Origin of the sequence: Flavihumibacter fluminis, from assembly GCF_021491375.1 — a bacterium.
GTDB lineage: Bacteria > Bacteroidota > Bacteroidia > Chitinophagales > Chitinophagaceae > Flavihumibacter > Flavihumibacter fluminis.
Genome location: NZ_JAKEVY010000003.1, coordinates 630184 through 644729 on the forward strand (window position 1 = coordinate 630184; position 14546 = coordinate 644729).

At 45.2% G+C, this 14546-nt stretch carries 13 protein-coding genes; 8 read left to right on the forward strand and 5 right to left on the reverse strand.

Annotated elements, in window-relative coordinates:
* Positions 1-83: 83 nt before the first annotated feature.
* Positions 84-821, forward strand: coding sequence for a GNAT family N-acetyltransferase (locus tag L0U88_RS13950; RefSeq protein WP_234866686.1), 738 nt, complete (start codon positions 84-86; stop codon positions 819-821).
* On the opposite strand, the gene L0U88_RS13955 is transcribed toward L0U88_RS13950, so the two are convergent.
* Entirely contained in the window at positions 808-2313 is a 1506-nt protein-coding gene (locus L0U88_RS13955) for a GH3 auxin-responsive promoter family protein (protein ID WP_234866687.1), read from the reverse strand. The two genes, L0U88_RS13950 and L0U88_RS13955, sit on opposite strands and share 14 nt — an antisense overlap.
* 24 nt (positions 2314-2337) lie before the next feature.
* Positions 2338-3129: an LPS export ABC transporter ATP-binding protein gene (gene lptB / locus L0U88_RS13960; protein WP_234866688.1), complete on the reverse strand. Its 792-nt coding sequence runs from the start codon at positions 3127-3129 to the stop codon at positions 2338-2340.
* A gap of 86 nt (positions 3130-3215) precedes the next feature.
* On the opposite strand from lptB, the gene metF reads away from it, so the two are divergent.
* Entirely contained in the window at positions 3216-4169 is a 954-nt protein-coding gene (gene metF, locus L0U88_RS13965; protein ID WP_234866689.1) for a methylenetetrahydrofolate reductase [NAD(P)H], read from the forward strand.
* 104 nt (positions 4170-4273) lie between these two features.
* Here metF and L0U88_RS13970 read toward each other — a convergent pair whose 3' ends face one another.
* From L0U88_RS13970 to L0U88_RS13980, 3 genes are all read right to left on the reverse strand, one after another.
* A complete protein-coding gene (locus tag L0U88_RS13970; protein WP_234866690.1) occupies positions 4274-4969 on the reverse strand; it encodes a porin family protein in 696 nt (231 codons plus the stop codon).
* 62 nt (positions 4970-5031) lie between these two features.
* Positions 5032-6897 (reverse strand): peptidylprolyl isomerase, encoded by a 1866-nt coding sequence (locus tag L0U88_RS13975; protein ID WP_234866691.1) that lies wholly within the window; start codon positions 6895-6897, stop codon positions 5032-5034.
* On the reverse strand, positions 6894-8351 hold the full coding sequence (locus L0U88_RS13980) for a TlpA family protein disulfide reductase (protein WP_234866692.1): 1458 nt from the start codon (positions 8349-8351) through the stop codon (positions 6894-6896). Before L0U88_RS13980 ends, L0U88_RS13975 begins: the two co-directional genes overlap by 4 nt.
* Positions 8352-8404: 53 nt before the next feature.
* On the opposite strand from L0U88_RS13980, the gene rlmD reads away from it, so the two are divergent.
* The 6 genes from rlmD (at position 8405) to L0U88_RS14010 (ending at position 14480) form a co-directional block, all read left to right on the forward strand.
* The gene (gene rlmD / locus L0U88_RS13985; protein ID WP_234866693.1) at positions 8405-9808 is read left to right on the forward strand and encodes a 23S rRNA (uracil(1939)-C(5))-methyltransferase RlmD; all 1404 of its coding nucleotides are present in this window, start codon (positions 8405-8407) and stop codon (positions 9806-9808) included.
* A gap of 1 nt (position 9809) precedes the next feature.
* The gene (locus L0U88_RS13990) at positions 9810-10406 is read left to right on the forward strand and encodes a rhomboid family intramembrane serine protease (protein ID WP_234866694.1); all 597 of its coding nucleotides are present in this window, start codon (positions 9810-9812) and stop codon (positions 10404-10406) included.
* A gap of 19 nt (positions 10407-10425) precedes the next feature.
* Positions 10426-11349 carry a rhomboid family intramembrane serine protease gene (locus L0U88_RS13995; protein WP_234866695.1) on the forward strand — a complete coding sequence of 308 codons (924 nt, stop codon included), beginning with the start codon at positions 10426-10428 and terminating at the stop codon, positions 11347-11349.
* Positions 11350-11357: 8 nt separating this feature from the next.
* Entirely contained in the window at positions 11358-12512 is a 1155-nt protein-coding gene (locus L0U88_RS14000) for an endonuclease/exonuclease/phosphatase family protein (protein WP_234866696.1), read from the forward strand.
* Positions 12513-12586: 74 nt separating this feature from the next.
* Positions 12587-14083 (forward strand): cysteine--tRNA ligase, encoded by a 1497-nt coding sequence (cysS, locus tag L0U88_RS14005; RefSeq protein ID WP_234866697.1) that lies wholly within the window; start codon positions 12587-12589, stop codon positions 14081-14083.
* A 10-nt stretch (positions 14084-14093) separates the two neighbouring features.
* A complete protein-coding gene (locus tag L0U88_RS14010; RefSeq protein WP_234866698.1) occupies positions 14094-14480 on the forward strand; it encodes a Dabb family protein in 387 nt (128 codons plus the stop codon).
* The last annotated feature ends 66 nt before the right edge of the window (positions 14481-14546 follow it).

The window sequence follows — 14546 nt, forward strand, 5'->3', positions numbered from 1 at the left end:
TCTAAAAATTAGCTGTGAAATTAGGTAGTTTTATGAATTTGGCTATTTTTAAATCGAATAAACCTTAAACCTAATTACAACCTATGGTCTGGTACTCTAGAAAATTTTACGGACTAAATGTGCATGATAACTGGTTTTCCATTCGTCCGGGAATACTGAACAAATTTTTGATTCACTCTTTTAACCATGTTAGAGAAGACAAATGGCATCCCTTCCTGATCAGAGAAGCTAATTATACGGTTGAGTTGGACCTGACCAAATCGAAAGAGAAAATTTTGGATGATTTTGCCCGAACGGTAAAAGCCCAGGTTCGGAAATCAGAAGAAGATGGGGTAATCTGCTATTTCGATAACAACATTCCGAAGTTTGTTGCATTTTTTAATGAGTTTGCAAAAAGTAAAGGATTATCCCCCGAAACAAATGAACGTATTGCTTTCTTTGGCGATTCCCTGCGGATCAGTTATGCAGAATTAAACGGACAAATTTTAGCTGCACATACTTATGTATATGACCCTGAACAAAAAATTGTCAGGCAGATGCACTCCGCTTCCAAACGATTTGATGAAAACTTTGATCGCAATAAGATAGGACGTGCCAATAAGTATCTGCACTACCGTGATATGCTGGCATTCAAAGATGAAGGAATTGAGGTCTATGATTTCGGAGGGTATTCACCACCCAATAGCAAGGATGTAATTGATAGCTTGTTGCAGTTCAAACTGGATTTTGGAGGAGTAAAAAAAGTATCCAGTAATTATTTCACATTGCCCTACTACATTATGCGAAACCTGTACATCAAATTTGGTTCTACAAAAAACTAAGGATGGATTCCAGGATGGTACGGTCATTACTGAGACGGGGAACTTTATGTTGACCGCCCAGTTTGCCGCGTGAACGCAGCCATTCGTTGAAGAGGCCTTTTTTCACTGCCCTTACAACGGGCATCCGTAAGGCAATGTCTTTTTGTCTTTTTGCTTCGTAATCACTGTTCAGATTCTTGAGCGCTGAATCCAGCTCATAAGCAAACAGGGCCAGGTCTTCCGGTTCTTTTTCAAACTCCACCAGCCATTCGTGAGCACCGTTGCCATGCTGACTGAAATAGATCGGGGCAGCTGTATAGTCATTTACTGCAGCACCTGTTTTTTCACAGGCGGATGAAATGGCTTTATCTGTATTGTCCACAATCACTTCTTCGCCAAATGCATTGATAAAATGTTTCAGTCTACCACTTACCTTGATGCGGTAAGGAGCAAGGGAACTGAACTGGATGGTATCCCCAATGATGTACCGCCAAAGTCCGCCGGTAGTACTGATCACTGGCGCATATTGCTTGCCCAGTTGAACTTTATTCAATCCAACCGTGTTCGGGAACTTTTTGCCATATTCTTCAATTGGCATGAATTCATAAAAAATTCCGTGACGGGTGAACAATAACATGCCATCAGCATCCGGACTATCCTGTGCTGCGAAGAACCCTTCGCTGGCATTGTACATTTCCAGGTATTGAATGTCTTTTCCGATCAGTTGCCTGAATTGCTCACGGTATGGTACAAATGAAACTCCGCCATGCATGTATAATTCAAGGTTGGGCCATACTTCTGCGATGCAGGATTTGCCCGTCATCTCGAGTATGCGCTTCATCAAGACCAGGGTCCATGTCGGGACTCCTGAAATTGAAGTAACATTCTCCGGTATGGTATTAAGAGCCAATTGTTCAATCTTATGTTCCCACTCATCCATTAATGCAATGGATAAGTCAGGTGTTCTCAACCAGTGTCCCCAAAATGGTGAATTCTGCAGGAGCACGGCGCTCAAATCACCGTAACTGATATCTTCTGTTGCCTGGCTTACCTGGTGGGATCCACCAATCACCAAACCCTTACCGCTGAGTAATTCGGAGTCGGGATTGTGCCCATAATATAGGGTCAATACATCTTTAGCACCCTGGTAATGATTTTCTTCCAAACTCTCATCGCTTACAGGAATAAACTTGCTTTTATCGCTGGTTGTACCACTGCTTTTGGCAAACCAGCGGATGGGGGTATTCCAGAGCAGATTTTCTTCGCCCTGCAGCATGCGTTCAATGAAAGGCTTCAGATCCTCATATTCATGGACGGGCACGGTTCTTTTGAATTCTCTTACGGTAAACAGGCGATTAAACCCGTACTGGCGGCCGATTTCGGTGTATTGAGCGGAGGTCACTAATTCCTGTAATACCTCACGCTGAGCGGCTACCGGGTTGGCAACCCACTGCTCAATTTGCCAGAGCCTCAGCCGGGCAAGTCTCGATATGGCTGGCGAGATCAGTTTCATACTGCTGGCGGCAAAATACGAAAATTAGTCTTCAAACTGGGGTAAATCGCTGATCCCCTTCATCACTTCTTCGTGCAGATAATCTTTTCGTTTGAGTTCGAAGTTGCGGCCCAGGTACAACCGGCGTACCTGTTCGTCGTCTGCCAGCTCCTCTGCGGTACCATGTTTGAAAATTTTTCCGTCGATGAGAAGGTAGGCACGGTCACAGATGGACAGGGTCTCATTTACGTTGTGATCGGTTATCAGGATGCCAATATTTTTATACTTTAAACGGGCTACCACCGTTTGAATATCTTCTACCGCGATCGGATCCACCCCTGCAAAGGGCTCATCCAGCAGGATAAATTTCGGATCTACCGCCAATGCCCGGGCGATTTCAGTTCTTCTTCGTTCACCTCCGCTCAGGCTGTCGCCATTGTTTTTGCGAACATGGTGCAATCTGAATTCATCCAGTAATTCTTCCAGTTTATTCTTTTGTTGCTGGCGGGTAAGTTTAGTCATTTCCAGTACAGAGCGGATATTATCTTCCACAGAAAGGGAGCGGAATACAGAAGCTTCCTGCGGCAGATAGCCGATTCCCAGCTGTGCTCTTTTATACATGGGGAGTTCTGTTATATCCCTCTGATCCAGGAATACACGCCCCTCATCGGGTTTTATCAATCCCACTACCATATAAAATGTGGTGGTTTTGCCGGCGCCGTTTGGTCCGAGCAGACCTACAATCTCGCCCTGTTTAACCGAAACGGAAACATGATTTACAACAGTCCGGCTGGCATATCGCTTTACCAGTTCATTGGTGGTGATAACTAAACTCAAGGGATCCTGCTTTTGGCAAAAATACCTTGTTATATCCTAACGGCATCCTAAGTTTGCAGATAGTTTATTAACAGGCAAGCGTAATCATGAAGGTAATTGAACATATAAACCAGGCGAAAGATACATTGATTTCATTCGAGGTGCTTCCGCCGTTGAAGGGAAAGGGCATCAATGCGATATACAACCACCTAGATCCACTGATGGAATTCAAACCGTCCTTTATCAATGTAACGTACCATCGAAGCGAGACGATGTTCAAAAAGCAGGCGGATGGCAGTTTTAATAAAATTGAAGTTAGAAAACGCCCCGGTACCGTTGGTATCTGTGCGGCCATCATGCAGCATTATAATGTGGATCCGGTACCTCACCTCATTTGTGGCGGTTTTACCAGGGAAGAAACGGAGAATGCATTGATTGATCTCGCTTTCCTGGGTATCGATAATGTGCTGGTGTTAAGAGGGGATGCAGCAAAGAACGAAACTTTTTTCGAGCCCGAGCCAGGGGGCAACCGTTATGCAATTGATTTGCTGAAGCAGGTAATTGATCTGAATCATGGCATTTACCTGGAAGAAGAGGTGAAGGATCCTGGAAAAGGTACTTTTTGTGTGGGTGTGGCCGGTTATCCGGAAAAACATTTTGAAGCGCCTAACAAGGCTACCGATATCGCATACCTGAAAGCAAAAGTGGAAGCGGGTGCGGAATATGTGGTTACCCAGATGTTCTTTGACAACCAGAAATACTTTGATTTTGTACAAAGTTGTCGCGCTGCCGGTATCAATGTGCCCATTATTCCAGGGTTAAAACCTATTACCAACAAAAAGCAGATGACCATACTACCCCGGACCTTCCATGTGGATCTTCCGGATGAACTTTCCGCTGAAATTATGAAGTGTAAAGCGGATGCAGATGTTGAACTGGTGGGCACCGAATGGCTGCTTAACCAAAGCCGCGAATTAAAAAAAGCAGGCGTCCCTGTCCTGCATTATTATACGCTTGGAAAGCCTAAAGTGATCTGGAATGTGGTGAAAGAGCTTGTATAAAGTGAGACGTGAGACGTGAGATGTCAGAAATTACATTCTTTTCCATCTCACGTTTCACGTCTGACGTTTCACGTTTCACGTCTGACATCTGACGTCTCACGTCCTTACAGACTAATACCCAGAGACAAACTCCAAACCCTGTTTTTCAGTTTGTCATCCGCGCCGTTATCGCTGCCTGAATTTATTTTAGTGAGTCCATGTCCATAATTGATGGAGAGTAAGACATTTTTAAAAGCGAATCCGGCTGTGCCATTTACGCCAAAGTCAAAACGCTTCATGTAGCCTACTCCGGCACCTTCTTCGGTTCCTGTTGTAGTGGGATCATCATTGCTGAATTCAATTTTTTCCTCAGATTTGAATCCTACTCCAAAAACTTTTCCTTCTACTTTATTCTTCCCTCCGATGCCCATAGCTGCATAAGGACCAGCACCTACAAAGAATTTGGATTCCTTGTCAGCCAAAGGAAGGTTCACCACCAGGTTCATTGGGATTTCAATATACTGGGGGTTGGCCGTTGCTTTGAAATAGCTTGCATCGGTACTTTTTCCATTCTCTACTTTAGTACCCTTGCCAGTATAAAGAATGCCTGGCTGAAGGGAAAGCAATCCCGCTCCAATGGGAAGATCTACCATTAAACCGGCATGGAAACTGGAAAGCGCCCGTGCATCATCTACTGCGCCATCACCTGTTACAGTTACATTGGCGAGGTTGTAACCGCCTTTCAGATAGAGTTTATTGTCCTGTGCTTTCACTGCGGTTGTGATGGCTCCTACTGCCATCACCAAAATCATTTTCTTCATGATAGTGTTTGATTTATGGGTGTCAAAGTTAACGATTAGGCATAAACGCAGAAACCATGCCATTACCTGTTAAGACTATTCAAAACCGATTTGTTGATTTTTACCGGATAGGTCTTTTTCAGTTCCTGAATCCAGTTTTCTTCCAGTTGTAATTGATAATCGTTAAGTACATACCCCCTGGCATTTTCAAAGTCGCGGGGCAGATTGGCTGGTAATTTTTCTATGCAATAAACAAACCCGAACTGTTCCGAATCTTCAATTTGCTGCGGATTGGAAAGCCCACCGACTGCCAGTTTCACAGCATCCAGGTGAAAGGGTAGCTGATCGTACTCATAACGACCAGTGTCTGCGAGCACAGTATTTTTAAAGCGGGGTAGAATGGTATTCCATTGCTGTGGCTGCGATTTAATCTGATCATACAGGGTGGTTGCGGTGGCCTGATCGGAACAGGTAAATAGCACTCCCCGGAAGCTTTCCTTCCATTTGTAACGGGCTGAATGTTGTGTAAAATAAGTCTGCAACCCTTTTTCATCTGATGCGGCTTTATCCCAGATTTGCTGTTGCATCGCTTCAAATATCAGGGTGCCTTCACGAAACTCTTTTAATTGTGCGGCAAAGTCAGGGCGATACATCTCCAGGTTACGCAGGTATTCCTGCATGACCTGTTGCCTTATAAAATTCTCTCTTTGCATTTCCTCTGATGGCAGTTTTTGACCGGAAGAACCTAAGCCCGACTGGTCTTGCCGGTATAACTGAAACTCACCTTCGGTCAGTATCCGCTTGCCGATAGATGCAATAGGACTGGATGCATTTCGCGTGCCCTTTACCGGTAGCATCTTTAAGCCCGTCAACTTTCTTGCTTTCAGGTAAGCAGCTTCATTCGCTTTCTGATAGCGATCCGATGCAAGCACCCTGTTTCTGATATCTTCCTTGAATTCTTCATTTGTGCTTTCAGGGAGTGCTTCCCGGGATAAGAGTTTTATGATATGAAAGCCCTGGCTGCTTCGATAGGGGGCACTGATCGCACCGGGTTTATCCAGCTTCGACACAACCGCTTCGAATGCCGGGTCATAGGTTCCCGCCTGGAATGGTAACAGCTCTCCACCATTCTGATAACTTGCATTATCATTACTGAACTGATAGGCCATTTGCGCAAAATCAGCACCGGCTTTTAGTAGCTGGTAGAGCGAATCCGCTTTTTTTCGAATAACCTCTTCTGCGTTTTCCGGGATTTCCAAAAATATCTGCGCAATACTGGTTTTTCCGGTGGAAGGCCTGCTGTTCTGTACGTAAAACAGGTGAAAGGCGGAAGCAGAACGATAAACCGGACTTACCTGATTTAATGAAGTAGTATAGGCAAGGTTTTCCAGCTCATAAGGGAGTGTAAACACACTAATCCAGCCAATCAATCCTTTATTTTGTTGCACGGAAGGATCTTCACTGAATTGAAGCGCCACTTTTTCGAATGGTTCCCCCCTGGTTAAAGCTGCTTTCGCTGCATTGATTTTAGCTGCCGCAGCAGTTGAATCATTGCCGGCCGCAACATAGATATGTGAGATTAACCTTTCAGTGGCTGATCGTTTTAAAGCCTCATCAATCAATTCCTGTAAGGTGCTGTCGTCGGTCACGTACTGTCCGGCAACCTGGTTACGAAATCGTTCCCACTCCATCTGTATGGATGGTAGCGTATCCAATTGAGCCTGGTAGGCCCATTGAACTTTCAACCGGTACCGGATATAGAGTTCCAGGTATTCTTCCAATTCCAGGCGGCTCGCTTTTTTTTCTGGATTATTTTTCCTGAAAGCTTCCAGGAACTCCTGTTTGGAAACCTCGTTACCTCCAAAACTGAACAGCGTTTGTGCGTGCATGATAGCAGGCATCAGCAACAAAACAGTTGTTAGCAGCAAAAAACATTTTTTCCAACTCATTTGGATGCTTGCTTTTGTTGTTTCATCGAGATGACCTCATCCATCTGCTGGTAGGTGAGCTTTTTGGCAATAATTCGTTTCTGATCATCCAGCAGGTATAAAACCGGGGTCTGATATACATCGTACAACTGGCGGTAATTGGGCTTGCCTGCATCCTGTTCTTCTTTTCGCTGCTCAGGTGTCTGGTACACATGGATCCAGTCGTTCAGTTTGTGCTCTTTTATGAACTTAGTCCAGTTTTCTTTGCCCCCTTCTGTCATTACTCCATAGATTTTGATACCCTGGCTTTTCCATTTGGCCTGGTATATGGAATCGAGTTTGGGTACCAGCTCCTTGCAATGACCACAGGTAGGATCCCAGAAACAGATTACCGTATAACTTGCTTTTATTTCATATAGTGGTCTGAGTTTACCAGTGCTATCCACCAGTGGAAGGTCCCAGGCCGGGTTGCCGATCAGGTTGGCCATTAGTGAATAGGCCCGGTCGGTCATGTGCTTGCGGTATTTCTCCGTAAACCAGTCCACCTCCGGTTTTTCATTGATGTATTTTTCAAACAGATGGACATATACCGCATCCTGGCCCATGAATTCCGGTTGAATATACTTCTGAACAAAATGGGTCAGCAGAAACCGATACATGTCTTTACTGCTCCGGGCATACAGCAGCATATAATCAATTTCCTTTTTGATGGAATCCGGCTCAGGAGATACCAGGTTACGGAAATAGCGCTCCAGTCGGCCTTCAAAAAATGGTGTTCGAACCAGGCGCTCATCGCTGAAGCTTATATTGTCCCAGTAATGATCTTTAAAATACTGGTAGGCCCATGCCGTATCGTAAACTCCTTTCGGGTGCTGGGCTGCCGGGGGGATAACCGGTTCCTGGAGCGCCGCAAACAAAGCGCTTAAAAAACTCTCGGGCGACTTATTGATATAATTTGACCGATACTGTTGAATTGCCGTATTCAATTGTCCGATCTGTTGTTGTAACGCAAGAGAGTCCTTCTTGTTAGGAGCCGCAGCCAGCTGTTTTTGCAGAGCGAAGATTTCCTTTCCCCGGGTTTGGATAAAACCGGTATAAGCCAGGAACTCATTGTTGTCACTGCTTCCGGTAAATTTTATATCGTGCAATCGGGCAGTATCTGCCTGTACGGAAAACTTTTGTTCTTTGTCCACCAGCAGTTCAAAAAGAAATTCTTTTTTGGGAGATACCATGATGTATATACCACCAGGCAGCGGTTTGTTCCCTTTAAATACAGCGGTACCATTGGCCTGCACCTGGGCAGAATCCGCCAGGGCCTTGGTTTTACCATAATGATAGGCAAGGTAGAGGTATTGGTTCTGGTAGGCATTCAGGCTTACCCTGATTTCATAACCGGTAGAATTGCCTGATTGAGCAAGAACTTGTCCGCAAATTCCCAGACAGATGCACAGGATCCAGTTTTTCATTGGTTTCATTAACTGCTAATTTCACGAATTGGCCACAATAATATTGTGTTTACTTTTGCCGCATGCGTAAAAAGAACCTGCGACTGGAAAAATTAACAGTTGAAGACTATGCAGCCGGAGGTAAATCATTGAGCCGGGTGGAGGGAAAAGTGGTTTTTATTGAGGGGGCGGTGCCCGGTGACGTGGTGGATGTACGCCTGAGTAAAAACAAGAAAGACTGGGCTGAAGGTCGTGCTGAACATTTTCACAGCTTCTCTGCCGACCGGGTAGAGCCATTCTGTGAGCATTTTGGGATTTGTGGTGGATGTAAGTGGCAAATGTTGCCATATGAAAAGCAACTGCTATATAAGCAACAGGAAGTGGAACAGCAGTTACGGAGAATTGGAAAGGTAGTGATACCTGAAATTTCACCGATTCTGGGCTGTGATCAAACCCGGTATTACCGGAATAAACTGGAGTTTACTGCCAGCAACCGGCGCTATTTAAGTGCGGAGGAAATTCGCACCCGGGAAGAGATCCTGCCGGAAAATGCCCTGGGTTTTCATGTTCCAAGGCTTTTTGATAAGGTGATTGATATCAAAACCTGCCACCTGATGGCGGAACCCACGAATGCCATTAAGAATTGCATTCGCGACTATGCTGCTGCGCACCAGCTTGATTATTACGATATCCGGGAACATAAAGGGTTTCTGCGTACCCTCCTGATAAGAGTGCTTACGACCGGGGAAGTAATGGTAAATTTAGTATTCGGCCGGGAGGACAAAAAAAAGCGCGAAGCCCTGCTGAACCACCTGTTACAGCAGGTTCCGGGAATTACTACCCTGTTGTATACTATTAATACCAAATTCAACGATAGCTTACACGACCAGGAGCCAATTGTGTACGAAGGCAAGGGGTATGCGATGGAGCAACTGGAGGATTTTCAGTTTAAAATTAGTCCGAGGTCTTTTTTCCAGACCAATACCCGGCAGGGGGAACGCCTCTACCAGGTAACCCGGGATTTCGCCGAACTATCCGGGAAAGAAACTGTTTATGACCTGTATTGCGGTACCGGCAGTATCGGCATTTTTGTGAGCCGGAATGCCGCCAAAGTGATTGGTGTTGAGGTAATTGAGGATGCCATCGCGGATGCAAAAGAAAATGCCGCTCTCAATCAAATCCGCCATGCTGCCTTTTTTGCCGGTGATGTGGTGGATATTTGCAACGATGCTTTTTTTCAGGCACACGGTCAACCGGATGTGATCATCACGGATCCTCCCAGGGCAGGCATGCATGAAAAACTGGTACAGAAAATCCTGGAAATGGGAGCTCCAACAGTAGTATATGTGAGCTGTAATCCCGCCACCCAGGCACGTGATCTGAGTTTGCTAGATGAAGGATATATCGTAACAAAAGTGCAACCGGTGGATATGTTTCCGCATACCCATCACATTGAAAACGTAGTTCAGTTAAAAAGGAGAAACTAGTATGAGGCAATTATCACCCATCGTCAAGAATATCATCATAGCAAATGTACTGGTCTTTTTTGCCCAGTTTTTGTTTCAGGATAAGGGATTTCTGATTGAGCGTTACGGGGCCCTCTTCCCGTTAGGCTCGCCCTTTTTCAGGATCTGGCAGCTGGTAACCTATATGTTTCTGCATGGCGGATTGATGCATATCTTTTTCAACATGTTTTCACTGTTTATTTTCGGGCCGATCCTGGAAAATTTGTGGGGAGCGAAACGATTTTTTAATTTTTATATCATCTGTGGAATTGCTGCCGGCGTAGCGCAACTTTTTATTGATCCGAATTTTGATTTGGCTGTTGGTGCATCGGGTGCGATCATGGGAATTATGGCTGCATTCGCTTACCTGTTTCCCAATACAGAACTGATGCTTATGTTTATACCGGTTCCGATCAAGGCAAAATACCTGATTCCCGGGTTTATGGCATTGGACCTGTTTGGCGCATTTGCGCGGGTGGATGGTGATAATGTTGCACATTGGGCCCACCTGGGCGGGGCGCTGGCTGGTTTCATACTGGTGTTGATCTGGAACAAAACAAATCGTAATACGTTTTATTAAGAGGGGGTAACCTATGAATTTGCAGGAACAAAGAAGCGGCAGAAGAATTCTGCTGGGAGCAGATGGAAATGCACTGGTGAACCTGGTGGTGGTAAACGCAGTACTTTTTGTGCTGCTCAAATTTATTTATGTCATCTACCAGTTGAGCGGGATGAATATGAATTCTTTTGAACCAACCGTACTGGATTGGTTCAGGATGCCTGCTGCTGTTGAAAAACTGGCCACACGTCCCTGGACCCTGCTGACCTTCATGTTTACACATACGGATGTTTTCCATATACTGGCTAATATGCTCTGGTTATGGATGTTTGGCTACATTCTTCAGGATATGACCGGCAACCGGAAACTGGTTCCGGTATATCTGCTGGGTGGCTGGGTTGGAGGAATTGTTTTTGTAATCTCCCATTACCTTGTTCCACATCCCGCAGGACAAATGGCAGGAATCACATTAATGGGGGCCAATGCATCCATTCTCGCCGTTGCGGTTGCCACTACTTCAGTAGCTCCGGATTACCGGATCTTTCCCATGATTAACGGAGGTATTCCGCTTTGGATAATCACTGCAGTTTATATCATTGTAAACTTTGCAGGCATGCCCGTTTCCCGGCCAGAGATTTACCTGGCACAGATTGCAGGTGGGGCAACAGGTTTTATGTTTATCTACCAGATGCGGCGGGGCCGGGACTGGAGTTCCTGGATCAACCAGTTTTTCGATTGGTTTGAAAATCTCTTTAATCCGGAAAAACCTTCCCGCAAAACAAAAAAGAAAAAGGATAATTTCTTCTATAAAGTAAGCGGTCAGGCACCCTTTAAAAAATATCCTCATATCACACAACAAAGGATAGACCAGATACTGGATAAGATCAACCAGGAGGGCTATCATATGTTAACCGACGAAGAAAAAGATATTCTGAAAAGGGCGGCAAACGAAGAGGAATTGTAATTTCGGAAATGCCACTCCCATTGCGCAGAATTTCGAAAAAGCTGTTGGTAGCGCTGACTTTTGTAATATGCCTGCTTTATGGACTGGCCTGTGTCTCCTCATTTCTGCCTCCTTCGAAATACTGGTATATCGCACTGCTTGGGGTTGGCTATGCCTTCCTGCTGATCGTTTTACTTGGTATCCTGATTTTCTGGATTGTTGTTCGGAGCAAATGGTTTATCCTGCCCTTCCTTGTGCTGGTGGTTAGCTGGAAATCCATCAATGCTTTTTTTGCGTTTCACCTGATGGCGCCTTCAGTTATAACGAAACAGGAGGGCACCGTCCGGATTATGCAATGGAATGTGGAACGATTTGGTCAGATGAGACCCGGCACCAAACGCAACCGCACCCTTCGCAAACAGATTTTTGCCTATATCCGTATCCAGGATCCGGATATCCTCTGTATGCAGGAGTTTTTTGAGTCAAATGATCCTGAACGCTTCGCTGAAAACATCCCTTTTTTTCGCGATAGCCTGGGTTTCCGGTATTTCTATTACGCGATGGATCATCGCCGGCCGGATACTGCCTATGAACATGGAGTTGCGATCTTTTCCAAATTTCCCATTAAAAAGACCTTCCGGGGAAAGTTTGATGGGCCTAAAGAAAAGAAAGCGAATGAAAGTTATATCTATGCAGATTTGAATATACATGGCCAGATGGTCCGTGTAATGACCACTCACCTGCAATCCCTTCTCTTTACAGGCACAGAATTTCAAAGCCTGGAAGACATCAAAAAAGGTGATGACAGTACCCTCGTTAAATCAGTAGGTATATTCAGGAAATTCAGGCAGGCGTACGGTTTTAGACAGGATCAGGCAAATAAAGTGCGGAAGGAACTGGATAAGAGCCCCTATCCGGCTATTATTACGGGCGACTTTAACGACCTTCCACATTCCTATGTATACAATCGGGTAAAGGGAGATTATCAGGATGCATTTACTAAAAAAGGGTTTGGGGTAGGACGAACCTATTCTTCTATTTCTCCAACCCTCCGCATAGATTATACCCTGCTTGATCCGGCATTTGAAATTGTCCAGTGCCGCAATCCGCATCCCCAGCTTTCGGATCATTTTCCGCTGATTACGGATTTTCGTCTCCCGGATTCCACCCGGTTATCAAAGTGAAATAATTCCCAATATATAATCTTTTACCCCCTAAGAGCGTTATCCCTTTATTTTTGCAAGCAATCCATAAGATCATGGCTGAATTGAAAGTTTACAACTCCTACACAAGACAGAAAGAAGTATTTGAACCCATTGTACCGGGTTATGTCGGGATGTATGTCTGCGGTCCAACCGTAAGCGGTGAAAGTCATCTGGGCCATGCACGACCCTATATCACATTTGATGTATTGAACCGTTACCTGGTTCACCTGGGCTATAAAGTACGCTATGTAAGGAATATTACAGATGCCGGCCATTTTGAAGAAGAAGGCCGGGAAGCCGAGGATAAGATCTCTACCAAGGCCCAGATCGAGAAACTGGAACCGATGGAACTGGTGACCAAGTACACCAATCTCTTCCACTGGGCGATGAAACAGTTCAATACCCTGGATCCATCCATAGAACCAACTGCAACCGGGCATATCGTTGAGCAGATTGAAATGATTAAAAAGATTATGGCGGAAGGTTATGCCTATGAGCGGAATGGCTCCGTTTATTTTGATGTAAAAAAATATGCCGAGCATTATCCCTATGGCAAGCTAAGCGGGCGGGTAATGGAAGATCTCCTGGAAACCACCCGTGAACTGGAAGGCCAGGATGAAAAACAAAACAAACAGGATTTCGCTCTTTGGAAGGCTGCTCCGCCTGAGCATATCATGCGTTGGGCCAGTCCCTGGGGGGAAGGATTCCCTGGCTGGCATATCGAGTGCTCTGCCATGGCTACCAAATACCTGGGCAAAGAGTTTGATATCCATGGAGGTGGTATGGATTTGCAATTCCCGCATCATGAGAGTGAAATCGCTCAAAGTACGATCTGCAACAAACACGTTCCAGCCCGTTACTGGATGCACAATAACATGATCACCATTAATGGCCGGAAAATGGGGAAGAGCTATAACAACGTGATCAAACTAACCGAGCTTTTCAGCGGTACACATCCCCTGCTGGAACAGGCTTATCACCCGATGACGGTTCGTTTCTTTATCCTGCAGACCCATTACAGAAGTACACTTGATTTCGGAAATGAAGCCCTGCAGGCAGCTCAGAAAGGAATGCGCCGCTTATGGGATGCCTACCAGGTATTAAGTGGCTTTACTGCCGGAGGCTCTTCAGCAGCAGATGCGGAACTGGATGCAAAAGCCAATAAACTGGTGGATGAATTTGATGAATTCATGAACGATGATATCAACACTGCCAAGGTGCTGGCCAATATGTTTGAACTGGTACCTGTGATCAATGGCATGAAAGATAAACATATCCCGGCTGATGCACTCTCTAAAGCCACTGTCGAAAAAATGCAAAAGGCTTTTAAAGTGTACCTGGAAGATATTTTCGGATTGCAGGATGAACAGGCTGCAGCCGGACAGGATGGCAAACTGGATGGTGTGTTACAATTGCTGATCGATATCCGGAGAGAGGCCAAATCGAAAAAAGATTTCGCTACTTCTGATAAAATCCGAAACCAGTTACAGGAATTAGGTATATTACTGAAGGATGAGAAGGACGGTGGAGTAAGCATCAGTTATGCCTAATTAACCCGATATGTATAAATTTATCACACTGGTTTTTATAAGTGTTTTAATGAGCACTACCATACAGGCACAAACGAAACAACAGCATCACAGGCAACTTCGCCATGTGGTGCTGTTCTCTTTTAAGCCGGGCAGCAGCGCGGCCGATATTAAAAAAGTGGAAGACGCTTTTCGGGCCCTGCCTTCAAAAATACCGCAGATCAAAGGTTTTGAATGGGGTACGAATAATAGTCCCGAAGGCCTGGATCAGGGATTTACGCATTGTTTTTTCCTGACATTTAACTCTGAAAAAGACCGCGAAATCTACTTACCCCATCCCGATCATAAAGCATTTGGCGCAGTATTGAAACCTCACCTGGAGAAGGTGTTGGTAATTGATTACTGGGCTGAAAAATAGGAGCAGTCAGCACAGCTCAGGACGGTCAATCGCCGGTTTCCCTGTTACTTAGGCAAATTAATCAGC